21 protein-coding genes are annotated in these 26,045 nt (G+C 63.8%); 16 read left to right on the forward strand and 5 right to left on the reverse strand.

Translation table 11 applies throughout. The annotated features are described in order from the left end of the window. On the reverse strand, positions 1 to 4,212 hold a 4,212-nt coding region (locus PA6_RS20515; protein ID WP_021702900.1), incomplete at its 3' end, for a retention module-containing protein. A 459-nt stretch (positions 4,213 to 4,671) separates the two neighbouring features. Here PA6_RS20515 and PA6_RS20525 point away from each other — a divergent pair. The 3 genes from PA6_RS20525 to PA6_RS20535 all read left to right on the forward strand — a co-directional run bounded on the left by PA6_RS20525 (position 4,672) and on the right by PA6_RS20535 (position 9,609). Continuing rightward, a complete protein-coding gene (locus PA6_RS20525) occupies positions 4,672 to 6,027 on the forward strand; it encodes a TolC family outer membrane protein (protein WP_021702901.1) in 1,356 nt (451 codons plus the stop codon). A gap of 63 nt (positions 6,028 to 6,090) precedes the next feature. Beyond that, positions 6,091 to 8,238 carry a type I secretion system permease/ATPase gene (locus PA6_RS20530; RefSeq protein ID WP_043217183.1) on the forward strand — a complete coding sequence of 716 codons (2,148 nt, stop codon included), beginning with the start codon at positions 6,091 to 6,093 and terminating at the stop codon, positions 8,236 to 8,238. Between the two features lie 12 nt (positions 8,239 to 8,250). Beyond that, positions 8,251 to 9,609: an HlyD family type I secretion periplasmic adaptor subunit gene (locus tag PA6_RS20535; protein WP_021702903.1), complete on the forward strand. Its 1,359-nt coding sequence runs from the start codon at positions 8,251 to 8,253 to the stop codon at positions 9,607 to 9,609. On the opposite strand, the gene PA6_RS20540 is transcribed toward PA6_RS20535, so the two are convergent. The 4 genes from PA6_RS20540 to PA6_RS20555 all read right to left on the reverse strand — a co-directional run bounded on the left by PA6_RS20540 (position 9,606) and on the right by PA6_RS20555 (position 15,125). Further along, the gene (locus PA6_RS20540) at positions 9,606 to 10,193 is read right to left on the reverse strand and encodes a tRNA-uridine aminocarboxypropyltransferase (protein WP_021702904.1); all 588 of its coding nucleotides are present in this window, start codon (positions 10,191 to 10,193) and stop codon (positions 9,606 to 9,608) included. The genes PA6_RS20535 and PA6_RS20540 overlap by 4 nt on opposite strands. A 42-nt stretch (positions 10,194 to 10,235) precedes the next feature. Beyond that, on the reverse strand, positions 10,236 to 11,801 hold the full coding sequence (locus PA6_RS20545; RefSeq protein WP_021702905.1) for a methyl-accepting chemotaxis protein: 1,566 nt from the start codon (positions 11,799 to 11,801) through the stop codon (positions 10,236 to 10,238). A 137-nt stretch (positions 11,802 to 11,938) separates the two neighbouring features. Further along, positions 11,939 to 13,666 carry a bifunctional isocitrate dehydrogenase kinase/phosphatase gene (aceK, locus tag PA6_RS20550; protein WP_021702906.1) on the reverse strand — a complete coding sequence of 576 codons (1,728 nt, stop codon included), beginning with the start codon at positions 13,664 to 13,666 and terminating at the stop codon, positions 11,939 to 11,941. A gap of 163 nt (positions 13,667 to 13,829) precedes the next feature. Next, complete coding sequence (locus PA6_RS20555; protein WP_021702907.1) at positions 13,830 to 15,125, reverse strand: dicarboxylate/amino acid:cation symporter; 1,296 nt, start codon at positions 15,123 to 15,125, stop codon at positions 13,830 to 13,832. A 621-nt stretch (positions 15,126 to 15,746) separates the two neighbouring features. On the opposite strand from PA6_RS20555, the gene nirB reads away from it, so the two are divergent. From nirB to PA6_RS23580, 13 genes are all read left to right on the forward strand, one after another. Next, positions 15,747 to 18,305, forward strand: coding sequence for a nitrite reductase large subunit NirB (nirB, locus tag PA6_RS20560; protein ID WP_021702909.1), 2,559 nt, complete (start codon positions 15,747 to 15,749; stop codon positions 18,303 to 18,305). Then, on the forward strand, positions 18,305 to 18,658 hold the full coding sequence (gene nirD / locus PA6_RS20565; protein WP_021702910.1) for a nitrite reductase small subunit NirD: 354 nt from the start codon (positions 18,305 to 18,307) through the stop codon (positions 18,656 to 18,658). The genes nirB and nirD overlap by 1 nt, the downstream gene beginning before the upstream one ends. 94 nt (positions 18,659 to 18,752) lie before the next feature. Next, on the forward strand, positions 18,753 to 19,508 hold the full coding sequence (gene modA, locus PA6_RS20570) for a molybdate ABC transporter substrate-binding protein (RefSeq protein WP_021702911.1): 756 nt from the start codon (positions 18,753 to 18,755) through the stop codon (positions 19,506 to 19,508). Positions 19,509 to 19,587: 79 nt separating this feature from the next. After that, positions 19,588 to 20,268 carry a molybdate ABC transporter permease subunit gene (modB, locus tag PA6_RS20575; RefSeq protein WP_021702912.1) on the forward strand — a complete coding sequence of 227 codons (681 nt, stop codon included), beginning with the start codon at positions 19,588 to 19,590 and terminating at the stop codon, positions 20,266 to 20,268. 3 nt (positions 20,269 to 20,271) lie between these two features. Continuing rightward, on the forward strand, positions 20,272 to 21,390 hold the full coding sequence (modC, locus tag PA6_RS20580; RefSeq protein ID WP_021702913.1) for a molybdenum ABC transporter ATP-binding protein: 1,119 nt from the start codon (positions 20,272 to 20,274) through the stop codon (positions 21,388 to 21,390). A gap of 66 nt (positions 21,391 to 21,456) precedes the next feature. Further along, a complete protein-coding gene (locus tag PA6_RS20585; protein WP_021702914.1) occupies positions 21,457 to 22,455 on the forward strand; it encodes an AraC family transcriptional regulator in 999 nt (332 codons plus the stop codon). A 32-nt stretch (positions 22,456 to 22,487) separates the two neighbouring features. Next, a complete protein-coding gene (locus tag PA6_RS20590) occupies positions 22,488 to 23,015 on the forward strand; it encodes a hypothetical protein (RefSeq protein WP_021702915.1) in 528 nt (175 codons plus the stop codon). Continuing rightward, positions 23,012 to 23,551 (forward strand): M23 family metallopeptidase, encoded by a 540-nt coding sequence (locus PA6_RS20595; protein WP_021702916.1) that lies wholly within the window; start codon positions 23,012 to 23,014, stop codon positions 23,549 to 23,551. The genes PA6_RS20590 and PA6_RS20595 overlap by 4 nt, the downstream gene beginning before the upstream one ends. A gap of 189 nt (positions 23,552 to 23,740) precedes the next feature. Continuing rightward, positions 23,741 to 24,022 carry a hypothetical protein gene (locus PA6_RS23560; RefSeq protein ID WP_021702917.1) on the forward strand — a complete coding sequence of 94 codons (282 nt, stop codon included), beginning with the start codon at positions 23,741 to 23,743 and terminating at the stop codon, positions 24,020 to 24,022. Positions 24,023 to 24,107: 85 nt separating this feature from the next. Continuing rightward, positions 24,108 to 24,395 carry a barstar family protein gene (locus PA6_RS23565; RefSeq protein WP_115287978.1) on the forward strand — a complete coding sequence of 96 codons (288 nt, stop codon included), beginning with the start codon at positions 24,108 to 24,110 and terminating at the stop codon, positions 24,393 to 24,395. 90 nt (positions 24,396 to 24,485) lie between these two features. Beyond that, positions 24,486 to 24,950 carry a hypothetical protein gene (locus PA6_RS23570; RefSeq protein WP_021702918.1) on the forward strand — a complete coding sequence of 155 codons (465 nt, stop codon included), beginning with the start codon at positions 24,486 to 24,488 and terminating at the stop codon, positions 24,948 to 24,950. A 72-nt stretch (positions 24,951 to 25,022) separates the two neighbouring features. Continuing rightward, positions 25,023 to 25,343 (forward strand): hypothetical protein, encoded by a 321-nt coding sequence (locus tag PA6_RS23575; RefSeq protein WP_021702919.1) that lies wholly within the window; start codon positions 25,023 to 25,025, stop codon positions 25,341 to 25,343. A 95-nt stretch (positions 25,344 to 25,438) separates the two neighbouring features. Next, a complete protein-coding gene (locus tag PA6_RS23580; protein WP_147289537.1) occupies positions 25,439 to 25,957 on the forward strand; it encodes a YcxB family protein in 519 nt (172 codons plus the stop codon). The last annotated feature ends 88 nt before the right edge of the window (positions 25,958 to 26,045 follow it).

Below are 26,045 nucleotides of genomic sequence, written 5' to 3' on the forward strand. Positions count from 1 at the left end.
GCCCGGACCATCGGCACCGTGGTTGGCGGTGGCCGAGAAGGCACCGCTGAAATTGCTGCTGGCCGAGTCGAAGTTGATCCCGATCGTTTCGGCATCCTGGGTGTTGAGGGCGACGGGCTGCTGGCCACTGAGCACCGCATCGACACGCGGAATGTCGTCCTCGACATTGATCACGAAGCTGCCATCGGCAAAGCCATCCACCGGGTCGCCATCGCCGTCGGTGGCAGTCAGCACACCGGAGAAGTCGATCGGCAGTCCGAGCAACTGGTCATCATCGGTACTGCCGGGCAGCGGATGATCCAGCGGCCCCTGCAGCTCGAAGCTGTAGCTGCCGTCGGGATTGACCGTGAGGGTGAAGACCGGGTTGCCGCCGGCAGTGGCGGTGAGCACATTGCCCACCACGGTATAGGTCAGCGCAATGGAATCAGAAGTCAGGCCCTGCGCTTCCAGGGTCGCAATATCGAGCGGATCATCGCTCAGGCCGAAGTCGCCGGCACCATCCGCGCCGAAGTTGACCAGCGCATTCAGCGTACCGATAGGACCGGAAACCGAGGTACCCTCGCCATCGCCATCACCGATGCCACCGGCCAGCTCGTCCTCGTCGACGTTGGCCGTGACCACCGGGATGGGGTTCTGCTCGCTGTCGTACTGCGGCGGCACCGCCACGGGAATGTCGTCCTCCACCCGAATCACGAAGCTGCCCGGGTTCAGGCCGCTCAGCGGGTCGCCGTCACCGTCGGTGGCGGTAATCACCGACGAGAAGTCGATGCCAGAGGCAGACAGCTCGTTGTCGCCAGCCGGCGTACCGTCAGCCACCGGATGATCGAGCGGGCCGGACAGGGTGAAGGTATAACTGCCGTCACCATCCACCTGCAGAGTGAAGATGGTATTGCCGCCAGCGGTGGCGGTCAGCAGGTTGCCGACCACGGTATAGCTCAGCGCCACACCGCCGGAGGTCAGGCCCTGCGCCTGCAGGGCGCCAATAGCCGCCGGGCTGCCAGTGAGGCCGACCGTGCCGGGGCCATCGGCCCCGAAGTTGATGGCCGCGAACAGCGCACCAGCGGCGCCTGTAGCCACGGTTCCGGTGGTATCGCCATCGGTGATACCGCCGGGCAGCTCATCCTCGTCGACCTGGTTGCTGACCCACGGGCGCTGGCCGATCTCACGAGCGACCGGCACGTCGTCCTCGACATCGATGGCGAAGCTGCCGTTCGGCAGATTCACGGCCATCGGGTCACCGTCGCCATCGGTGGCTGTGATCATCTGCGAGAAGTCGATGCCCAGGCCTGCCAGCGTCTCACCATCCAGAGCGCTGTCTGCGATCGGGTGATCGAGCGGACCACTCAGTACGAACTCGTAGCTGCCATCGGCATCCACGGTGAGAGTGAAAATGGTATTGCCGTTGGCCGTCGCGGTCAGCACGTTGCCGACCACGCTGTAGGTCAGCTCGGTACCCTCGGACTTGAGGTCCTGCGCGTCGAGCGAACTGGTGTCGCTGGAGAGCCCTACGCTGCCGGGACCATCGGCACCGAAGTCGATCAGCGCGAACAAGTCGCCCGGATCGCCTGCGGCAATGGTGGTCTGGCCACCCTCCTCGTTGCCCTCATAGGGAGCGCCGTCGAGCAGGGTCAGCGCGTCTTCCTGAACCTCCTGATGGATGACCGTCTTCTCACCACCATCCGGACGCGGCACGTCGTCCTCGACATTGACGGTGAAGCTGCCGGTCGGGAAGCCGCCGGCCAGCGGGTCGCCATCACCATCCGTAACGGTCAGCACACCGGAGAAATCGATGCCCAGGCCCGGCAGCTGTTCGCCGTCGAAACTGCCATCAGGAACCGGATGATCCAGTGGTCCTTCAAGCACGAACTCCCAGCTGCCATCGGCGTCGACGGTAAGGGTGAAGATGGTTTCGCCGCCGGCGCTGGCGGTCAGTACATTGCCAACCACCGTGTAGGTCAGTGGATCACCGCCGGAGGTCAGGCTCTGCAGCTCCAGCGAGCTGACATCACTGGAAAGGCCGAAGCTGCCAGGGCCATCGGCGCCGAAGCTGACCAGGCCGCTGAGCGAGCTGGTGGTAGCGCTGCCCACGGTCGTGGTTTGGCCACCTTCCGAATTACCCTCGTGGGGAGCACCGCCACCCACGCTCAGCGCGTCCTCATGAACCAGCCCCGAGACGCTGCTGCCTTCTTCGCCGCCGGCCAGTACCGGCACGTCGTCCTCGATATCGATGGCGAAGCTACCGGACGGGAAGCCTCCTACCAGCGGGTCGCCATCGCCGTCGGTGGCGGTGAGGATACCGGAGAAGTCGACACCCAGACCCGGCAGGTCCTCGGAATCGAAGTCGCCATCCGCGACGGGATGGTCGATCGGGCCTTGCAGCACGAATTCCCAGCTACCGTCGGCATTCACCGTCAGGGTGAAGATGGTTTCACCGCCTGCACTGGCGGTCAGCACGTTGCCGACCACCACATAGGTCAGCGGATTGCCATCGGATGTCAGGCCTTGCAGGTCCATGGAGCTGACGTCACTGGACAGCCCGAAGCTACCAAGCCCATCGGCACCGAAATCGACCAGGGCCGACAGCGAGCCTTCCGCGCCGGAGGCCGTGGTGGTCTGCCCACCTTCCTGATTGCCGTCATGCGGCGCGCCGTCGCCGGTGCTCAATGCATCCTCGTGAACCAGGTCGGTCACCCGCGGGAAGAACTGTTCCTCGCTCTCGTCTCGGCCACCCGCCCACTGCGGCACGTCGTCTTCCACATCGATGACGAAGCTGCCGCCATTGAAGGTGCCGACCGAGTCGCCATCACCATCGACGGCAGTCAGTACGCCGGAGAAGTCGATCGGCAGCTCGAGCAGTTCGTCGTCATTGCCATCCGGAGTCGGATGGTCCAGCTGGCCGACCAGGGTGAAGTTGAAGCTGCCGTCACCGCCCACCTGCAGGGTGAAGATGGTTTCGCCACCGGCCGATGCGGTGAGCACGTTACCGGCCACGCTGTAGGTCAGTGCAATGCCACCGGAGCTGAGCCCCTGGGCCTGGAGACTGGCGATAGCCGCCGGGCTGCCCGACAGGCCAAAGCTACCGACACCGTCGGCGCCGAAGTTGACCAGCGCGCCCAGCGCACCGGGACCGCCGCTGGCGACATTGGTGACGGAGTCTCCGTCGGTGATGCCATCGGAAGTTTCGTCTTCGTCGACGATGGCGGAAACCTGAGCGCCCTCGCCTTCGGTAAGGATGGGGCCGTCATCGTTCACCAGCACATTCAGCTGCACGGTCGGCGAAACGTCGCCGTCCAGGTCGAACATGCGCACGCCGAAGCTCTCGCCTACCTGGTCGGCAGCACCGGTCGCGTTGGGATTACCGTGATCCAGGGTGTTGTCGGTCAGGGTGTAGGTCCAGTTGCCGGCGGCATTCACCACGAGAACGCCGTACTGGCCCTGCACCACGCCACCATTGGTGACATCGATCCAGTTGCCGTTGACGTCCTGGATCTGGATGGCGGACACGCCATCGGGGGAGCTGATGATCAGAGAGCCGGAAGCCTGTTCGGCATTGCTGCCGGGATTGGTCCCATCGGACAGGCCTTCCTCGTCGACCACGGCCGGGCCGGTCACGATGGCGCCACTGGCATCCTCGTACTCGACGTCGATAGTCGGCGTGAAGTCCGGAGCCGGGTCATCGGTCACGATAGGTTCCGGATCGGGGAATTCCGGCCCGGTATTCAGGCCTTCGGTAGGGAAGCCGATCACCGGGTCCAGAGCCCCGCCGACCTCACTGAGCAGTACGAAGCTGTGACCGCCCCCCAGGCCGCCGGCACCACCGGCGCCGCCAGCCCCACCCGCTCCGGGGCCCGCTGCGGTTGCTTCACCTTCAACGGTCGGGTCGACACCTGCCTCGATCGCTGCCTGCAGCTGCTCGACGTCGGTCAAGTCGCCATCGGTGGGCGCGGTCTGCTGATCCTGGGCCTGATCCTGTGCGGGCTGGCCATCCGAGCCCGCCAGCAGTTGCTCGTTGAGACTCAGGTTGCTGTCGCGCCCGAGGGTGAGGACCTCACCATTGCTGAGGGTTACCGCAACCGCGCCACCTGCACCGGTCACCAATTGTTCACCGGCATAGACACGATCGCCTTCGACTAGCGGTCGACGCGTTCCATCGCCGGCTACCGCAAAGACCTCGCCGACAACCTGACTGACGACACCAATCAAAGTAGCCATGATTCCTTCCTCCGCACTACAGCTGCCGACCACCGCCGACACGTTTCAAAAGGGCCAACTCACCTTTCGAATCCGGGAATTCATGCGAAGAAAGAACTGGTGAAACGAACGGTGCGCATGCGCAAAACCTGTAACGCGACAAAAAAGTGTCGCCCCAACTGCACCGACCTACTCCATCAGAAACATCCCCGCCCCTTATTCTCCAAACTGCGATTGACCGACTGTCTTAGCTACGAAATGGCCTAGAGGCCCCGTTTTTCGCGGCTTACGGAGGAAACAATGTGCCCGATCTCACAGAGTGCATAAGACTTTTTTCTCATAAATCTTGTGACGATTTTTTCTTAGCTACGCTTGAGGATGTTCTTAGCTGTGATGGTAAAGGCCTGAAGTGCCTTTTCAGGCAAAAAGCGACAAATTTTTGGCGACAGGAACTGAGCATATAAATAAGGAGAAAACCTCATGCGCGTTCTCAAACCGCTCTACAGCGCCATTCTGCTGGCCGTTGCCTGCTCCCAGGCACAGGCGATGACACTGTCCGAGGCCATCCAAAGCACCGTCGACAACCACCCTGAATTGCACGCCAGCGTGAATGACCGTCTATCTGCCGATGAGGACGTGAAAGTCGCCAAAGGCGGTTACCTGCCCACCGTCGACCTGATTGCCGGTTATGGCCGCGAGCAGACCGACAGCCCCAGCACCCGCGCCCTGGGCAACCACAACAAGGAAACCCTCAACTACAGCGATGCCGAACTGCGGTTGCGGCAGATGCTGTTCGACGGTTTCAACACCCCCAATGAAGTGGCCCGCACCCAGGCGACGGTGAACTCCCGCGCCTACTACATCCAAGGCACTGCCGAGAGCCTGGCGCTGCGTACCGTCGAGGTCTACCTGGAGGTACTCAAGCGTCGTGAGATGGTGGCGCTGGCCAGGAACAACCTGCAGGCCCACGAGCGCGTCAACGACCAGATCAAGCTGCGCAGCGAGCGTGGCGTGGGCAGCACCGCCGACCTCGACCAGTCCGAAGCACGTCTGGCTCTGGCAGCCAACAACCTGTACACCGAAGAGGTCAACCTGGCCGATGCCGAGGCCAACTTCTTCAGCTCCACTGGCCGCCTGCCGGACGAGCTGGAACAGCCGGCGTCGGTCAAGGGTGAAGTCCCCGAGAACATCGAGCTGGCCCGGCAGACGGTGATGGACAACAACCCCTATCTGAAGTCCGCCCAGGCCGACGTGTATGCCGCCGAGAAGCAGTATGAAGTGGCCAAGGCCCCCTTCTACCCGCGCTTCGACCTCGAACTGGCCACCAGCGCCGACGACAACGTGCAAGGCGATGAAGGCCACTACAACACCTGGCGCGCCGCCGTGGTGATGAACTACAACCTGTTCAACGGCATGCGCGACAAAGCCCGCCTGCAGGGTGCCGCGCACAAGATCAACCAGTCGATGGACATCCGTAACAACGCCCTGCGCGTACTCAACGAGAACCTCGCGCTGGCCTGGAACGCGATGGAAAACGCGCGCATGCAGACGCCCAAGGCGCGTGACTACGCCGACTACACCGCACGCTCGCGTGAGGCTTACCAACAACAGTTCAGCCTCGGCCAGCGCACCCTGCTGGACCTGCTGGACAGCGAGAACGAGCTCTTCACCGCCAACCGCCGCTACACCGAGGTGCGCTACACCGAAGAGTTCTCCATGTATCGCGTCATCTCCGCCATGGGCGAGCTGTTGAGAAAACAGAACGTCGTAGTACCGGCCGAAGCTGTAGCCCTCACCGAAGTGAAGAGCGAGGCCCGCCTGCCGGAAATGAGGTAGTACCGGCGAAGACGTTGCCCGGCCTCGCCGGGCAACTCTCAGGAGTAGTGACCCTTGACCACCATGGAACGGAGACCTTCCGATGACCAGCGGCAGAGTCACGACGACCCGCTGCTGGACGGACTGCTCATTCTTTGTAACCTGCACGACTGCTCTGCCAGCCGCGCCAGCCTCACAGCCGGATTGCCACTGCCCGAGCAGCGACTGAGCGCAGACCTGCTGCCACGCGCCGCTGCCAGGGCCGGCCTGCAAGGTCGCGTCCTGCGTCGCACGCTGGAAGCCATCTCGCCGCTCAACCTGCCCGTGCTGCTCCTGCTCAAGGACGGCCGCAGCGCCGTGCTGCGCAAGATCGGCCCGAAGAACCAGCTGCTGATCCTGCCGTGCGAGGCCGATGGCGGCGAACAGTGGGTCAACCGCGAGCACCTCGATATCGAGTACAGCGGCCAGGCCTTCTTCGCCAAGCCACAGCATGAACTCGAAGAGGCCCGCACGCCGCTGGTGCCCAGGGTCGAGGCCTGGTTCCGCGACACCCTCAAGCTGTCGCGCTGGCTGTATACCGATGCGGTGCTGGCCAGCCTGTTGATCAACCTGCTCGGCCTGATGGTGCCGCTGTTCGTGATGCAGACCTACGATCGGGTGGTGCCCAATCAGGCCACCGCCACGCTCTGGGTGCTGGCCATCGGGCTGTTCATCGGCACCGCCTTCGAGCTGCTGTTGCGCGTGCTGCGCGCCTACCTGCTGGATGTCGCCGGCAAGAAGACCGACGTGGTGCTGTCGGCCACCCTCTTCGAGCGCATCACCGGCATGTCGATGTCCTCTCGCCCGGCCACCATCGGCGGCTTCGCGCAAAGCATCCACGACTTCCAGGGGCTGCGCGAGTTTCTCACCGCAGTGACCCTGACCAGCCTGATCGACCTGCCCTTTTCCTTGCTGATGATCGTGGTCATCGGGCTGCTCGGCGGCTGGCTGGTGATCATTCCGCTGCTGGCCTTCCCGATCACCGCCATCTTCGCCCTGATCATCCAGGCACGCCTGCGCGATACGGTGCAGAAAAGCCTGGCGCTTGGCGCCGAGCGCCAGGCCCTGCTGATCGAGACGCTCGGCGGTCTGGAGACGCTCAAGGCGTGCAGCGCCGAAAGCGAACGCCAGCATCGCTGGGAAAAGACCCACGGCGCCCTCACCCGCCTGGACAGCCATGCACGCTTCCTCGCCGCCCTGGCCACCAACGGCACCATGTTCCTGCAGCAGTTCGCCGGCATGGCCACCATCGTTTCCGGCGTCTACATCATCATTGCCGGCCACCTGAGTGTCGGCGCCCTGGTGGCCAGCTACATGCTCGGTAGCCGCGTGCTGGCGCCGCTGGGACAGATCGCCGGGCTGATCACCCGCTACCAGCAGGCGCAACTGACCATGACCAGCACCGACGCCCTGATGGCATTGCCGCAGGAGCGCCAGGCCAACCAGCGGCCGCTGGAACGCACACACCTGAAGGGGGCGCTGGATGTGCGCCAGGTCAGCTTCAGCTACCCCGGGCAAAGCGCCCCGGCGCTGAACAAGGTCAACCTGCGTCTGGCCGCCGGCGAGCGGGTCGGCATCATCGGCCGCAGCGGTTCGGGCAAGAGCACCCTGGCGCGGCTGCTGATGAACTTCTACACGCCGAGCGAAGGCCAGATTCTGCTCGACAACCTCGACCTGCGTCAGCTGGACGTTGCCGACCTGCGCCATCAGATCGGCTACGTGGCCCACGACCTGCCCCTGCTGTCCGGCAGCCTGCGCGACAACCTCACGTTGGGCGCGCGTTATGTCAGCGACTCGCGCATGCTGGAGGTGGCCGAGCTGACCGGCGTGACCGAACTGGCTCGGCAACACCCACAGGGCTTCGATCGCCCGGTCGGTGAGCGCGGCCAGTTGCTCTCCGGCGGCCAGCGCCAGGCTGTTCTGCTGGCCCGCGCACTGCTGCTCGACCCGCCCATTCTGCTGCTGGACGAACCCACCAGCGCCATGGACAACACCAGTGAGGACATCCTGCGCAACCGCCTGCAGAGCTGGTCCCAGGGCAAGACCCTGCTGCTGATCACCCATCGCTCCTCGATGCTCAGCCTGGTCGACCGGCTGATCGTGCTGGACTACGGCCATGTGGTAGCCGATGGCCCCAAGGAAGCGGTGATCGACGCCCTGCGGCGCGGGCGTGTCGGCCCGGCGGCCGTGTAGCGGAGGTGTCTCATGGAACTAGCCCAATCCCTGCGTGACTACTTCAGCAGCCTCAAGCGCGAGAAGCAGGACACCGAGTTCATGCCCGAGGTGGACGGCGCCATCCTCGAAGACTCGCCCTGGCTGGCCCGCGCCACCGTCTGGTCGGTCAGCGCCTGCCTGCTGGTGGCGCTGATCTGGGCCAAGTTCGCCGTGCTGGAAGAAGTCACCACCGGCGAAGGCAAGGCGATTCCCTCCAGCAAGGTGCAGGTCATCCAGAACCTGGAGGGCGGTATCGTCACCGAGATCTTCGTGCGCGAAGGCCAGGTGGTGAACAAGGGCGACGTACTGCTGCGCCTGGACGCAACCCGCTTCATCTCCAACAAGGGCGAAACCGAGGCTGATCGCCTGGCCCTGCTGGCCCGCGTCGAACGCCTCGGCGCAGAGGCCGAGGGCCGCCCCCTGGCCCTGCCGAATGACCTGGTGAAGCAGGCACCGCAGCTGGCCGAAGACGAAATGGCCCTGTACCGCTCGCGCCAGCAGCGTCTCGACAGCGAGCAGAACACCCTCAAGGAGCAGCTGCGGCAGAAGACCCAGGAGCTCGCCGAGTTCCGTGCCAAGGCCCAGCAGTACCGCTCCAGCCTGGGCCTGATCCAGCAGGAGCTGAACATGTCGCAACCGCTGGTGGACTCTGGCGCCATCTCCGCAGTGGAGATTCTGCGCTTGCGCCGCAGCGCGGTGGAGATGCGCGGCTCGCTGGAGGCCACCAATCTGGCCATTCCGCGAGCGGAAGCGGCCATGCAGGAAATCGAGAGCAAGCTCAACGAGTCGAACCTGATCTTCCGCACGGAAGCATTGAAGGAACTCAACGAAGTACGCACCGAATTGACCAAGATCACCTCAACCAGCGTTGCCATCGAGGACCGGGTCAGCCGTACCACGATCAGCTCGCCGGTGTATGGCGTGATCAAACTGCTCAAGGTCAACACCATCGGCGGCGTGGTCCAGCCCGGCGACCCCATGGTCGAGGTGGTCCCGCTGGAAGACAACCTGCTGATCGAGGCACGCATCCGCCCACAGGACGTGGCCTTCCTGCACCCTGGCCAGAAAGCCATGGTCAAGTTCACCGCCTACGACTACACCATCTACGGCGGGCTCAAGGCCAAGCTGGAGGTGATCAGCGCCGACACCATCACCGACGAGGAAGGCAACAGCTTCTATCTGATCCAGGTGCGCACGGACAAAAGCCACCTGGGCAGCGACGAGCATCCGCTGCTGATCATCCCGGGCATGGTGGCCACCGTGGACATCGTCACCGGCGAGAAGAGCGTACTCGACTACCTGCTCAAGCCGGTACTCAAGGCCCGCTCGGAGGCCATGCGCGAACGCTAGCCGCCGTGATTGCGCTGGTAAACCTCCGTCCCCATCGCCGCGATCTGCCCTTCGATCAGTGCTTCGAAGGGGCGTAACAGCTCGGCAAAGCACCTCCCCTCCTGCAGCTCCAGCGCCGCCGCGATGGCCTCGATGGTGGCCAGCGCGCCTGCGGCCGGCGCCTTGCGCAGACGGTAGCGCGAGTTCAGGCCCGGCGGCAGACAGACACGCGGCAGTGCCGCCAGCGCGGGGTTGAGGTGCAGCAGCTTGCGCGCCTTGCGCCAGGTGCCATCGGGCACCACCAGCAGCAGTGGACGCTTATCGGCATCTGGCGTTGCGAGCGGCAGCGGCTGCGCCATCTCGCCGGGGAACAGCAGGCAGGCCCGATAGGCAGGGTCGAAGTGCAGATCGGCGAACACTTCACCGACCCGCAGCTCGGCGTTTTCCAGGCCCAGCGCCGCCAGGCGCGCGGTATTCAGCGCGTGACCGACCTCGTCCGGGTGCTGCAGGATCAGCACCCGGGTGCGGCTGGACAGTTGCGGAATCAGGTGACAAAGACAGTGGCTCAGCGGGCGGACACAGCGCTCGCAGCGCGCTCGGGACATGGCGGCATTCCTCCGGGCGCGCAGTGTGCCACAGCGCTCGGATCAGCGGTTGAAACGCTCCGCCAGGCTGTGCAGGTACTCTGCCATCTGTTCCAGCTCCTGACTGATACCGACGCCCTGCTGGGCCTGACCGGCGCTGTGGTCGGAAAGCTGGGCGATGCGCGTGATCTGCCGACTGATGTCCTCGGCGACATGCGCCTGCTGCTCGGAGGCTGCTGCCATCTGCTGGCTCATGCCGGTGATGCGGCTCACCGCCTGGCTGATGCCATCCAGCGCTTCACGCACCGCTTCGACACTGCGCACGCTGTCGCGGGAGATCTCCTCACCGCGGCTGGCGGTATGCACGGCCTTGTCCGCGCCGTTGCGCAGGGAAGAGATGATCTGGTGAATCTGCTCGGTGGACTCCCGGGTGCGCCCGGCCAGAGCCCGCACCTCGTCGGCCACCACGGCAAAGCCCCTGCCCTGCTCGCCGGCACGCGCGGCCTCGATGGCCGCGTTGAGCGCGAGCAGGTTGGTCTGCTCGGCGATGGAGGTGATCACATCGGCCACGCTGCCGATGGACTGGGTCGAAACCGCCAGCTCGTTCACCGCCTGGCCGATCTCGTGCACCGCATCGGCCATCTGCTGCATGGCGTTCAGACTGCCACCGGCCAGATCGCGCCCTTGCAGTGCCAGGCGATCCGCCTCCTCGGCCGCGTGCGAGGTGTTCTGCACGTTGTGCGCCACCTCCTGAATGGTCGCCGCCATCTGGTTGATGGCCGTGGCCGACTGGTCCGTCTCGCTGCGCTGCTGCTCCAGCAGGTCGGCGCCGGAGCGCGACAGCTCGGCGGACTGGGCAGCCCGTTGGCGCACATTCTCGCCGGCGTCCTCCAGGCGCGTCAGCGCCGTCTGCAAGCGCGCCTCCTCGCTGATCATGGCCATGTCCAGCAGCGCCTGGGCGCCGCGGTTGTCGCTGTAGGTCAGGGCCACCAGGGCGCTGGTGAAGGCCTTGGGATGTTCGGCCAGGGTGCGGCGGATCATCTGCCGCCGGCTGTACAGCTGGTAGGAACCCAAGGCGAACATCACCGCGACGATGAAGACCGGCAACAGCGGCCCGCTGAGCACCCAATGCGCGGCCATGATGACCAGCCCGGCGAGAATCAGTGGCCAGGAGCTGATGAAGTCATGGGTCCAGTATTCGATCATCGGCACCGGCGGCTTGCCGGCCCGCAGCCGGGCATAGAGCGCCTCGGCACGGCGTTTCTGCTCCCCGCTCGGTACCGAACGCACCGATTCGTAACCCGCCAGCTTGCCGTTCTCGTAGATGGGGGTGACGTAGGCGCTCACCCAGTAATGGTCGCCGTTCTTGCAGCGGTTCTTGACGATCCCCATCCACGGCTTGCCCTGCTTGATGGTCTCCCACATGTGGCCGAACACCCCCGGCGGCATGTCCGGGTGACGCACGATGTTGTGTGGCTGACCGACCAGCTCTTCGCGCGAGAAGCCACTGATGGCCACGAAGGCGTCGTTGACGTAGGTGATCTTGCTGTTGAGATCGGTAGTGGAAATCAGGCGCTCGGCGTCGGTGAAGGTACGCTCGCGCTGTGTCACGGGCAGGTTCTGACGCATAGACAGACCGTCCTTGGGAGAATGGGAAGGTGGTTATTACTTCCGGGCCTTACTCCTATTGTGTCTAGCACATCCGTGCCAGAACGGCATAAGGCCACCACCACCGTCCAAACCTCCCGACAAACGGTAAGAACGCCTCAGACGATCTGGCCTGCCTTGCGCCGGTAGGGAAACACGTCGATCACCTTGCCGGCACGAATGGCCTCCTGCAGCCCCTTCCAGTAATCGGCGTCGTAGAGATCGCCATGCAGCTGGTTGAACAGGCGGCGCTGGCCGATATCGCCGAACAGGAAGCGCGGGAACTCCTCGGGGAACACATCGTTCGGCCCCACCGAATACCAGGGCTCGCTGGCCATCTCGTCTTCCGGGTAACGCGGCGGCGGGATACGGCGGAAGTTCACCTCGGTGAGGTAGCTGATCTCGTCGTAGTCATAGAACACCACGCGGCCGTGACGGGTGACGCCGAAGTTCTTCAGCAGCATGTCGCCGGGGAAGATGTTGGCGGCGGCCAGCTGCTTGATGGCCAGGCCATAGTCTTCCAGCGCCTCCCTCACCTGCACCTCGTTGGCATGCTCCAGGTAGATGTTCAGCGGGATCATCCGCCGCTCGGTCCAGCAGTGGCGGATCAGCACGGTATCGCCGTTCTCGATCTGCACCGTCGAGGGCGCCACTTCCAGCAGCTCGGCCAGGCATTCGGGGTCGAACTTGGCCAGCGGGAAACGGAAATCGGAGAACTCCTGGGTGTCGGCCATGCGCCCGACCCGGTCGACGCTTTTGACCAGGCGGTAGCGGTCGATCACGGTGGCGTGGTCGATGGTCTTGGACGGCGAGAAGCGGTCCTTGATGATCTTGAACACGGTGTTGAAGCCCGGCAGGGTGAACACACTCATCACCATGCCGCGCACGCCGGGGGCCATCACGAACTTGTCGTCGGTGCTGGCCAGGTGGTTGATCAGCGAGCGGTAGAACTCCGACTTGCCGTGCTTGTAGAAGCCGATCGAGGTGTACAGCTCGGCGATGTGCTTGCCCGGCAGGATGCGCTTGAGAAAGCCGATGAATTCCGCCGGGATGTCCACCCGCACCATGAAGTAGGAACGGGTGAAGGAGAAGATGATCGAGACTTCCGCCTCGTCGGTGATCAGGGTATCGATCTGGATACCCTTGCCTTCGCGGTGCAGCAGCGGCAGCACCAGCGGCCACTGCTCGTCCGGGGTGAAGATGCGCCCGACCAGGTACGCGCCCTTGTTGCGGTAAAGGGTCGAGGAGAACAGTTCGATGGTCAGCGCCTGGTCCTTGCACACCCAGTCCGGCAGGTTGGCGCGCAGCTGGTGCTCCAGCTTGGCCAGGTCGCGCTCCAGGTCTTCGAAGGGCGCGCTGTAGCTGTAGTCGGTGAAAATCTGCCGCAGCGCCTGGTTGAGGTCGCCGCGCGGCTGGTAGCTGCGCGTCTGCGGCGTGCGCTCGTGCGGGCGCAGCGAGGGCCGGGTGGTGTGGATGAACATGCAGCCATCGCTGATCTTGTCGTGGCTGAACAGCCCGCAGAAGATCGAGTTGTACCAGGTCTCGGCCAGCTCATCGTCGTTGCGTAGGTCGATCAGGCGGATGTAGGCACTCTTCACCACCGGCCACAGGTCGATATCCAGCAGCTGCTCGCTACTGAATGCCTGGCGCAGGCGCTCGACCACCTCACCGACCTTTTCCTCGTACAGGTTGATCCGCGCCGCCGAGGCCCGCTGCGCCTCCTGCCACAGGGCCTGCTCGAAGCGGGCACGGGCACCGTTGGTGATCTCGCGGAAGTGCGCGCGATAGTCGTCGAAACCTTCGAGAATCGTGCGGGCGATATCGGCGGCCGGGCGTTGCTGCGACATGGAAGAGCCTCTGCTGCATGGGCGGAACCGCGAGCTTAGCCAGAGCCGGCGCCGAGGAAAAGCTGCGGTCTCGCCGGTCACGTTGCGACGGATAAAAAAAGCCCGTCACAAAGGACGGGCCAGGAGAGTGCCGCCCCGCTGCAAGGGCGGCGCAGAATCAGGCTCAGGCCGCTTCGCGCAGGCCCTCCAGCGAGGTCGACTTGCCGCCCTCGGCCAGCTCGCGCTGCAGGGTGCTCTCGTCGAGCTGCTTGCACCACTTGGCGACCACCAGGGTGGCCACGCCGTTGCCGATCAGGTTGGTCAGGGCGCGCGCTTCGGACATGAAGCGGTCGATGCCGAGGATCAGCGCCAGACCGGCCACCGGCAGATGGCCCACGGCGGACAGGGTCGCGGCCAGCACGATGAAGCCCGAACCGGTGACGCCGGCAGCGCCCTTGGAGGCGATCAGCAGCACGGCCAGCAGGGTCAGCTGGTGGGTGATGTCCATGGTGGTGTCGGTGGCCTGGGCGATGAACACGGCGGCCATGGTCAGGTAGATCGAAGTGCCGTCGAGGTTGAACGAGTAGCCGGTGGGAATCACCAGGCCGACCACCGACTTGTTGGCGCCGAGCTTCTCCATCTTGTTCAGCATGCGCGGCAGCGCGGACTCCGAGGACGAGGTGCCCAGCACGATGAGCAGCTCCTCGCGGATGTACTTGATGAACTTGAGAATGCTGAAGCCGTGGGCGCGGGCGATGCCGCCGAGCACCACGAGGATGAAGAACACGCAGGTGATGTAGAAGCACAGCATCAGCTGGCCCAGCTGCACCAGCGAACCGACGCCGTACTGGCCGATGGTGAAGGCCATGGCACCGAAGGCACCGATGGGCGCGACCTTCATGATCATGTTGATGATGCCGAACATGACCTGGGCGATGCGGTCGATGAACTCCAGCACCGGCTTGCCGTAGTCACCCATGCGCTGCAGGGCGAAGGCGAAGATCACCGAGAAGAACAGCACCTGCAGGATATCGCCGCTGGCGAAGGCGCCGACGATGGTCGAGGGAATCACGTTGAGCAGGAAGGCCACGGTGCTCTGCTGCTCGCCGGCGGCGGCGAAGGCGGCGATGCCCTTGGTGTCGAGAGTGCTCGGATCGACATGCATGCCGGCACCCGGCTGCACGATATTGACCACCACCAGGCCGATGACCAGGGCCAGGGTGGAGACGATCTCGAAATACAGCAGCGCGTAACCGCCGGTCTTGCCCACGGCCTTCATGTCCTGCATGCCGGCGATGCCGCTGACCACGGTGCAGAAGATAATCGGCGCGATGGCCATCTTGATCAGCTTGACGAAGCCGTCGCCGAGCGGCTTCAGCGCCACACCGGTCTCGGGGTAGAAGTGGCCGAGCAGGATGCCGATGGCGATGGCCACCAGGACCTGGACATACAGGCTCTTGTAGAAGGGTTTGCGGGTCATGGCAGTTCCTCGCTCGCCGCCGCCCGACCGCCATCCCTGGGTGATCACGCGACTGCTCAAAGTGCTAACCCTCCTGCTCTGGAGGGATTTGTTGTTGGGAGCCCCCCGACTGCGGGGCTGTAGCACCTATGGCAAGCGCTGTGCCAGAGCCTTAAAAAATTAAATATCCTTAAATTACAGTGGCTTACGAAATAAATAAGCACTCATCGACGATGAATTTGGCGGATTTCCGCCAGGCACATGGCGGGATTTCGCCCGCTCGAAGGCATCGCGGGAGGCCATCGCCGATGCACCAGCACGGATCACAATGGCGCAAGGCAAAGGTCATGCGCCTCCTTTTGGGTCCGTCATCGGCACTGATCCCAGCCCGCCAGATCGCCTGAAAGCCCCGCAGTACAAGGGCCTCTGCCTTCTCAGAGAAAACTGGCACAAGCACTGCATAGTCCACAGCGAGCCCACCCCATACGGGCAGTCCCGCCGATCAATGGCGATCAAGGCGATGGACACGAGGCGCCCACGTAGGCACCGCACAGAACAGGCAAAGGCGCCTGAGACCGCAAGGTTTCAGGCGCCTCTTTATTTGCCGCGGAAAAACCTGATGAGCTTTGGCCGGGAAACGCTATGAACAGCACAGACGCCTCCACTGACAAGCAACGACTGATCGTCGTCGGCAACGGCATGGTCGGCCACCACTGCGTCGAGCAACTGCTCGCCGGCGGTGCCCTGGCGCACTACCGCATCGAAGTGTTCGGTGAGGAGGCGCAGCGCGCCTACGACCGCGTGCACCTGTCCGAGTACTTCGGCGGCCGCGACGCCGAATCCCTGGCCATGAGCGCCGCCTCCCTCTATGAAGAAGAAGGCCTGACCCTGCACCTCGGCTGCCCGGTGCTGGGCATCGACCGCGAGGCGCGCGAGGTGATCACCGCCAACGGCAGCTTCGGCTACGACAAGCTGGTGCTGGCCACCGGCTCCTACCCCTTCGTGCCGCCGATCGAAGGCGCCGAGGGCGACTCGCGCCTGGTCTACCGCACCCTCGACGACCTCGACGGTATCCGCGCCGCCGCCCAGGGCAAGCGCCGTGGCGTGGTGGTCGGCGGCGGCCTGCTCGGCTTGGAAGCGGCCAACGCGCTGAAGTCCCTGGGCCTGGAAGCCCACGTGGTCGAATTCGCCCCGCGCCTGATGCCGGTGCAGCTGGACGACTTCGGCGGCGCCGCCCTCAAGCAGCGTATCGAGGACCTGGGCGTCGGTGTGCACCTGTCCAAGGCCACTCAGAGCATCAGCGCCGGCAGCGAGTACCGCTACCGCATGAACTTCGCCGGTGATGACTTCCTCGAGACCGACCTGATCGTGTTCTCCGCCGGCATCCGCCCGCAGGACGCCCTGGCCCGCGCCTGCGGCCTGGAGCTGGGTCCGCGCGGCGGCATCGACATCAACGACCAGTGCCTGACCAGCGACGAAAACATCTTCGCCATCGGTGAGTGCGCGGCGTGGAACGGCAGCATCTTCGGCCTGGTCGCCCCCGGCTACCAGATGGCGCGCCTGGTGGCGGCCCAGTTGTGCGGCCAGGAAGGCCAGCCGTTCCTCGGCGCGGACATGTCGACCAAGCTCAAGCTGCTCGGTGTCGACGTCGGCTCCATCGGCGACGCCCACGGCGCCATGCCGGGCGCCAAGAGCTACCGCTACATCGACGAAGCCACCTCCAGCTACCGCCGTTTGGTCGTGTCCGCCGATGGCAAGCAGGTGCTTGGCGCCGTGCTGGTCGGCGACAACAGCTACTACGACACCCTGCTGCAGTACGCGCAGAACGGCATCAAGCTGCCGGAAGACCCGGCCAGCCTGATCATGCCGGCCGGCGAAGGCGCCCCGGCCCTCGGCGCCGATGCCCTGCCGGACAGCGCCACCATCTGCTCCTGCCACAACGTCAGCAAGGGCGCGATCTGCTCGGCCATCGACAGCGGCTGCACTGACATCGCCGGGGTCAAGGCCTGCACCAAGGCGGCCAGCGGTTGCGGCGGCTGCGCGGCCCTACTCAAGCAGGTGGTCGAACATGAACTCACCGCCCGCGGCGTGGAAGTGGACAAGAGCCTGTGCGAACACTTCGCCTACACCCGCCAGGAGCTCTACCACTTCGTCCGCGTCGAAGGCATCGAGAGCTTCGAGGCGCTGCTGGCCAAGCACGGCAAGGGCCATGTCGGCTGCGACATCTGCAAGCCGGCGGTGGGCTCGATCCTCGCCTCCTGCTGGAACCAGCCGATCATGAACCCGAGTCTGGTGCCGCTGCAGGACACCAACGACACCTTCATGGCCAACATGCAGAAGAACGGCACCTACTCGGTGGTACCGCGCATCCCCGGCGGCGAGATCACCCCGGACGGACTGATCGCCATCGGCGCGGTGGCGAAGAAATACGACCTCTACACCAAGATCACCGGCGGCCAGCGCATCGACCTGTTCGGCGCCCAGCTGCACGAACTGCCGGACATCTGGGGCGAGCTGATCAAAGCCGGCTTCGAAACCGGCCATGCCTACGGTAAGTCCACCCGCACGGTGAAGAGCTGCGTCGGCAGCACCTGGTGCCGCTACGGCGTGCAGGACAGCGTGAAGATGGCCCTGGACATCGAGCACCGCTACAAGGGCCTGCGCTCGCCGCACAAGCTCAAGTTCGCCGTCAGCGGCTGTACCCGCGAGTGCGCCGAGGCGCAGAGCAAGGACATCGGCGTGATCGCCACCGAGAACGGCTGGAACCTCTACGTGTGCGGCAACGGCGGCATGCGCCCGCGCCACGCCGAGCTGTTCGCCACCGACCTGGATGACGCCACCCTGATCCGCTACATCGACCGCCTGCTGATGTTCTACATCCGCACCGCCGACAAGCTGCAGCGCACCTCGGTGTGGCGCGAATCGCTGGAAGGCGGCCTGGACTACCTCAAGGCCGTGGTGATCGACGACAGCCTGGGCCTGGCGGCCGAGCTGGAAGCGCAGATGCAGCTGGTGGTCGACCGCTACGAATGCGAATGGGCCAACGCCCTGCAGGACGAGGAGAAGCTCAAGCGCTTCCGCACCTTCGTCAACGAGCACGGCGGCGACCCGGCCATCCACTTCGTCCGCGAACGCGGCCAGCGCCGCCCGGCGCGCGCCGATGAACTGCACCTGATCCCCGTCACCGAGGAGGCCGTCTGATGAACATCGCACTCAACCTCAAATGCAACTGGCAACCGCTGTGCAGCACCGCCGACCTGGTCGCCAACTCCGGCGTGGTCGCCCTGCTGGAAGGCCAGCAGGTCGCCCTGTTCTACCTGCCGGAAAATGAGCAGCAGGTGTTCGCCATCGGCAACTGCGACCCCAAGTCCGGGGCCAACGTGATCGGCCGCGGCATCGTCGGCCACCTGCAGGGCGAGCTGGTGATCGCCTCGCCGCTGTACAAGCAGCACTACCGCCTGCGCGATGGCGGCTGCCTGGAATACCCCGAGCTGAACCTGCCGGCATGGCCGGTGCGACTCAACGGCGAGCAGGTCGAAGTCGCCCTAAGTTGAGGCGCTATCCGAGAGCCCGGCCGGGTACGGACCGGGCTTTTTTGTGCCGATCGCTATATAAAGACGAACGCAAATCTCGTCCCAGGAGCGATACATGGCACCTCACTCTCGACGCATCAGCGGCCTGCTTGTCGCCCTGATCCTTAGCGGCCAGGCCCTGGCGGACGACGTCCAGGTGGCCGTGGCCGCCAACTTCAGCGCGCCGATGCAGGCCATCGCCCGCGCCTTCGAGCAGAGCAGCGGGCACCGGGTCATCGCCGCCTATGGCGCCACCGGCCAGTTCTACGCGCAGATCAACAATGGCGCGCCTTTCGAGGTGCTGCTCGCCGCCGACGACAGCACCCCGGCCAAGCTGGAGAGCGAAGGCGCTGGCGTGCCCGGCTCGCGCTTCACTTATGCGGTCGGCGCCCTGGCGCTGTGGTCGGCACAGCCCGGCTATGTCGATGCAGCCGGCGCCGTGCTCAAGAACGACACGTTCCGCCACCTGGCCATCGCCAACCCGCAGACCGCACCCTATGGCCTGGCCGCCACCCAGGTGCTGGACAAGCTCGGCCTCACCCAGGCGGTCAAGCCCAAGCTGGTCGAGGGACAGAACATCGCCCAGGCCTACCAGTTCGTCGCCAGCGGCAACGCAGAACTCGGCTTCGTCGCCCTGTCGCAGGTCTACAAGGACGGGCAGATCACCCAGGGTTCGGCCTGGCGGGTGCCGGCGCAGCTACATGAGCCGATCCGCCAGGACGCCCTGCTGCTCGCCAAAGGCCAGGACAATCCGGCGGCCAGGGCGCTGCTGGAATACCTGCGCGGCGAGCAGGCGGCGACGCTGATCCGGACTTACGGCTACCAGCGCTAGTCATCTTCTTGTAGGGTGCAGCCTGCTCGCCCGCAGGGCGCTGCGCCCATCCACCGCCCCGAAGAGGACGCCGTCAGCGATGCCCCTTACCAGCGCCGACTTCGCCGCGATCTGGCTGACCCTGCAACTGGCCTCGCTGACCACCGTCCTGCTGCTGCTGATCGGCACCCCCATCGCCTGGTGGCTGGCCCACACCCGCTCGCGCCTCAAGGCTCCGGTCGGCGCGCTGGTCGCCTTGCCCCTGGTGCTGCCGCCCACCGTGATCGGCTTCTACCTGCTGGTGGCCATGGGGCCGCACGGCCCGGTCGGCCAGCTGACCCAGAGCCTGGGCCTGGGCACCCTGCCCTTCAGCTTCGCCGGGCTGCTGGTCGGCTCGCTGATCTACTCGCTGCCCTTCGTCGTGCAACCCATCCAGAACGCCTTCGAGGCCATCGGCCGGCGTCCGCTGGAAGTCGCCGCCACCCTGCGCGCCAGCCCCTGGGACTGCTTCCTCAGCGTGGTGCTGCCGCTGGCCAGGCCGGGCTTTCTCACCGCCAGCGTGCTGGGCTTCGCCCATACCCTCGGCGAGTTCGGCGTGGTGCTGATGATCGGCGGCAACATCCCGGACAAGACCCGCGTGGTTTCGGTGCAGATCTTCAACCACGTGGAGGCCATGGAGTACGCCAAGGCGCACTGGCTGGCCGGTGGCATGCTGCTGTTCGCCTTCCTGATCCTGCTGGTGCTGCACCTCAAGGGCCGCCCGAGCCTGAGGAGCGCCTGAGCCATGAGCCTGGACATCACCCTCGATCTGCCCTTCGCCGAGTTCCGCCTGCAGGTCGACCTGCATCTGCCGGGGCGCGGCATCACCGCCCTGTTCGGCCCCTCCGGCTCGGGCAAGACCAGCCTGCTGCGCTGCGTGGCGGGCCTGGAGCAGGCGCCGCACGGGCAGATCAGCGTCAACGGCGAGTGCTGGCAGGACAGCCCGCGCCGGCACTTCCTCGCTCCGCACAAACGCGCGCTGGGCTACGTATTCCAGGAGGCCAGCCTGTTCCCGCACCTGTCGGTGCGCGGCAACCTGGACTACGGACAGAAGCGCATCGCCCCCGCTGCGCGGCGCATCGCGCTGGACCAGGCCGTGCAGCTGCTGGGCATCGGCCACCTGCTGGAGCGGCCGCCTGCCACCCTGTCGGGCGGCGAACGCCAGCGCGTGGGTATCGCCCGTGCCCTGCTCACCAGCCCGCAACTGCTGCTGCTCGACGAGCCGCTGGCAGCCCTCGACGGCAAGCGCAAGCAAGAGATCCTGCCCTACCTGGAACGCCTGCACGACGAACTGGACATCCCCATGCTCTACGTCAGCCATGCGGCCGACGAAGTGGCGCGCCTGGCCGATCACCTGGTGCTGCTGGACAGCGGCCGCGCCCTGGCCTGCGGCCCGCTCGGCGAACTGTTGCCACGCCTCGATCTGCCGCTGGCCCAGAGCGACGATGCCGGCGTGGTGCTGCAGGCCCAGGTCTGCGGCCACGATGAGCGTTACCAGCTGCTCGCGCTGTCGCTGCCCAACACGCCACTGACCCTGCGCCTGCCCCACGCCGCACTGCCGCTCAACCAGGGGCTGCGGGTCAAGGTACAGGCGCGCGATGTCAGTCTGAGCCTGGAGCCGCCGGGCCCGAGCAGCATCATCAACCGCCTGCCGGTACGGGTGCTGGAGCTGGCCGACGCCGGGCAGGCGGCCCAGGTGCTGGAGCTGGCCGACGCCGGGCAGGCGGCCCAGGTGCTGGTGCGCCTGGATCTGGCCGGCCAGCACCTGCTGGCGCGTATCACCCGCTATTCGTGCGACCAGCTCGGCCTACAACCGGGGCAGATGCTCTGGGCGCAGATCAAGGCGGTGGCGCTGCTCGGCTAAGCGCACGGCTTGTCGGCGACGAAGCCCAGCGCCTAACATCCGCCCAGCCTTGTCACGAGCCCGTCCATGCGCGAACGCACCATCGCCAGCCACTTCATCCGCGCCGCCCTGCATGGCGCCGAGCGCCAGCAGCGCGACGTCAGCGGCCTGCTGCGCGAGGTCGGCATCCAGCCGGCACTGCTCGACGAACCGCGCGCACGCCTCGACCCCGAGCAGTTCGCGCGCCTGGTGCAGGGCCTGTGGCAGCTGCTCGACGACGAATACATGGGCTTCGGCGCCATACCCAGCCGCCGCGGCACCTTCGCCATGATGTGCCACGCCATCATCCACTGCCACAGCCTGGAAAAGGCGCTGGTACGCGGCATGCTGTTCTACGGCCTGTTCCACGAAGCGCCGCGCGTGGCCCTGCAGCGCGAAGGCGAGCGAGTGCGCCTGAGCCTGGACAGCTCGGCCCTGAGGGACCCCGACCATTTCCTCACCGAGAGCCTGCTGGTGATCTGGCACCGCCTCGGCAGCTGGCTGATCGGCCAGCGCATCCGCCTTGAGGAAGCCAGCTTCGCCTACCCCGAACCGGCCCACAGCGGCGAGTACGACCTGCTGTTCCCCTGCCCACGGCGCTTCGACGCGGAAAGCACCAGCCTGCTGTTCAGCACCCGCTACCTGGGCATGCCACTGCTGCAGGACGAGCGCACGCTCAAGCACTTCCTCGAACACTCCCCCGCCGACCTGCTGGCCCGCCCGGACGGCGGCGACAGCCTGACCAGCCGCATCCGCCGCCTGCTAGGCCGCGACTGCGCGCACTGGCCGGACCTGGAAAGCGTGGCCGAGCAGCTGCATGTCAGCCCGCAGACCCTGCGTCGCCACCTGCGCGAGGAAGACACCAGCTTCCAGGAAATCAAGGACCACCTGCGCCGCGACCTGGCCATCTACCACCTGGGCCGCGACGAGCTGACCATCAACGCGCTGGCCGAGCAGCTGGGCTTCTCCGAACCCTCGGCCTTCCACCGCGCCTTCAAGAAGTGGACCGGGCTCACCCCCGGCGCCTACCGCGCGCAGGAGAGCTAGCGCAGCCACACTCAAAACTCTCAAGGAAGAACATGAACACCACGGACCTGCTTGCCATCGCCCTGCGCCTGTTTGCCCTGTTTCTGCTGTACAGCGCCTTCGTCATGGGCATCCAGCACTACCAGTACATTCACCAGACCGCCCACACCGGTGCCAGCGACGACATCGGCGCGCTGCTGGTGCTGGGCATCATCCAGGTCGGCGGCCTGCTGCTGGCCGCCGCCATCCTGCTGAAGTTCCCCCTGACCCTCGCCCGCCGCCTGGCCCCGGCACCTGCCGTCGAAGCGAACAGCGGCATCAGCGCGGCGGAACTGCAGTCGGTGGCTTTCTGCGTACTCGGGGTCTACCTGCTGGCGCGCGGCCTGGCGGACCTGTTGTTCAACGCCACCTGGATCATCTACATGGTGCGCGGCACGCCGGCCGACCAGCAGAACCTGGCGGCCTACGTCATCCAGGAGCTGATCACGCTGGTCGAACTGTGCATCGGCCTGCTCCTCTGCCTGAAGGCCGACGGCCTGAGCCAGCTGATCCGTCGTCTGCGCAGCGCCGGTGTGCCATGAAACGCCCGCGTCCACGCCACCTACTGCTCGCCCTCCTGCTGCTCGGGCTGCTCGCACCGCAATGGCTTCGGGTGCCCGTGCAGGGCGCCAGCAACCGGGACTGGCACCCGCAAAGCTTCTGGTACGAACCCTGGGGGCGCTCCGGCACGCACAAGGGCATCGACATCTTCGCCCGCCAGGGCACCCCGGTGCTCGCCCCCAGCTACGGTATCGTGGTGTTTCGTGGCGAACTGGACATGGGCGGCAAGGTAATGCTGATGCTCGGCCCCAAATGGCGCCTGCACTACTTCGCCCACCTCGACAGCTACAGCGCCCTGCCCGGCCAACCCGTACTTCCCGGCGCCCCACTCGGCACGGTAGGCAGCACCGGTAACGCCCAAGGCAAGCCGCCCCACCTGCACTACTCGATCGTCACCCTGTTGCCCTATCCCTGGCGCTGGGACACCAGCACTCAGGGCTGGAAGAAAATGTTCTACCTCGACCCCGCGCCGATGCTGAACGAAGTGGCAGTGGACAGCCGAAAAACCAGCCAGTAGCGTCGCAGGGAAATGCACCACCGGTCTTGCCCGATCCGCCTGTCCTTTTACCGATCACAGAAGAGTCGCTTTTGCCGAATCGTCTGCGAGGAAAAACAAGGACTTAGCGGACGACAAGGAACGTTATGCGACACAAGTGGCGGAAAACATTACGCCACTTGTGTCGTCTACTTATAGTTAGGTGCACCAATGAAAGGAATCATCTACGCCCTTGCAGTATTCGCCCTGCCAGCTATAGCCGGAGAAAACGGAGTTATTACCTACTCGTTCTCCAAAGAAGAAATGAGAGTTAACGGGGCATCCACAGCAATCGAAAAAGCCGTTGCGCTTTATAACTCCAACCCCAAAGCACCGCACGAAACATGCATTGAGTTCGAGGCCGACTGGAGTATTTTCGAGAAATGGAACTCTCAATTAGTAAACGATGGTCCGGATAGAGCCAAAGGCTGGAGCTCAAAAAAGTGTCCGTGAAGCACCTAACTACTGGTTCAAGCCGTTCGCTCCGCTCACTCGGTACCGGCTAAAGCCGGCCCCTTAACCAAACGTTAGGTGTCGTATGGAAACGATAGTCATCAACTGCCAAGAAGTGCGAGACGAGGAAGGCTTCTGGCAGCTTTATGTCGAAACAGTACGTCCCGAAGGTGCAGCTTTCTTTGGCCGAAATATCGCGGCATTCTGGGACGCAATATCTGCTGGCGGGCCAGGCTGGCCCGGCGAAGTGGAGTTACTTTTTACTCATGCCGCGCCTCTTGCCTCAATAGAAAACGGCATGCTTCTCCAGCGCTTACAAGAAATACAGCATCAATCAAAGCAAATACGAGTAACTCTGAGCGAGGTCACCTAACTATGCGCTCAACTTCCGCTCACTTCGTTCGCTGGACAGCCAAAAGCTACGCTTTTGTCTGCCCGTTAGCTTAATCGTTAGAGGCAAAGCGTGAAACTTAAGTGGCTAACCTTACCGCTGATTGCCATCTTGGCAGGCTTGACTGGTCTATATAGCTATGCACACAGGCTGCCCACTCTCATCTGGCCCTTAAAATCAATTAATGCTTTCGCTCTTTCTGATGGTGGTTCTCTAGCAATCGAGTTAGCGGATGCAAAGGGCAACGAATTCTATTTCGGCATCAAAGGGGACCTAGACACACCCCGTGAAATGTATCCATCTTTTTATGCGCGCACTTTCCTAGGCATCCCTCTAATGGTTACTCCAGAAATTGGCAGCGCAGAGGAGCTAAAGCTTGCTGGCTTCGCTAAGGAACTAGCCGAGAGAAACCTAAATCCCACTTCACTAGAAAAAGTTAAGAACAACGATCTAGATGGGCTCTCAAAATCTGAATTTTCGTACGCCGTTATCTATTCTATATACAGCAGCCTCAGTGAGCGCCATGCCTCTAACTAATGGTTCAAGTCGTTCGCTACGCTCACTCGGGACCGGCTAAAGCCGGCCCCTTAACCAAACGTTAGAGGCTCCATGTCAGGACCACGCATTCACCCGATACTTGAGTGCCCATCGCAATATCAGATTGAGGCGCTTGCCTGCTACTTCGATCCAGAAGATGAAGACCAATCGTATCTAGACCTCACGCTCCGCAAGGAGGAAGCGCGCGTAACGCTTAGGTTCAAACGCCCAGTAAATATCGCTATCGAACCAGGGTTCCCACATCACACTGGCGGTATGGTCATCTACGACAGGAGCAAGAATGGTCTGGAAAATATCGGGGTTGAAGTAGCGGATTACGAGTCATCGCACGGCGCTATTACTTTTCTTGCAAAGTCAGTTGGCCGCCTCTAACAATGCGCTCAACTGCCGCTCACTTCGTTCGCTGGACGTCCAAAAGCTACGCTTTTGGCCGCCCGTTAGCTTAATCGTTATATGCAAGGACACGCATGAAAGTAACTATCAACATCAAAAAACTCGACCTGATCAAATTTAATCTATCCCTTCTCCCGAGAATGCGGTCAACCTACATAACAATTTTAATAATTGCCTGTCTAACATTTTTGTTCATAGCTTGGGATAAGGGCCTTCCAAACACCCCCAGCAAGCTAACTATCCACTTGGTGAGCTCGGCAATTGGCGGGCTATCGGGAATGCTGCTTGGAGTGACATTCAACATGATCATGATTTTATTAATGTCATCCAAAAACAACGGAATCCTAGGTAAGCACACCTACACACTACTTCCCGAAGGGCTCCATGAAGAAACAATAGCGAATGAAGGTCTAAACAAGTGGCATGGAGTTATTAGCATAAAGCCTGCCGGTTCATACTTATTAATTCAGATAGCTGCCTGCTTATTCCACATTATCCCGAAGAAAAGCTTTGACTCCTCAGAGCAATTTGAAGAATTTACAAGCCAAGCAATCAGCTTTTGGCAGCAAGCCCAAGGCAGTACTAATGCATAGCAACCAAAGCACTCAAAGGAGCCCGAGCCAATTGCATATAACAATGCGCTCAACTATCGCTCACTTCGTTCGCTGGACGTCCAAAAGC

It is taken from the genome of Aquipseudomonas alcaligenes NBRC 14159, from assembly GCF_000467105.1.
GTDB classification, from domain to species: domain Bacteria; phylum Pseudomonadota; class Gammaproteobacteria; order Pseudomonadales; family Pseudomonadaceae; genus Aquipseudomonas; species Aquipseudomonas alcaligenes.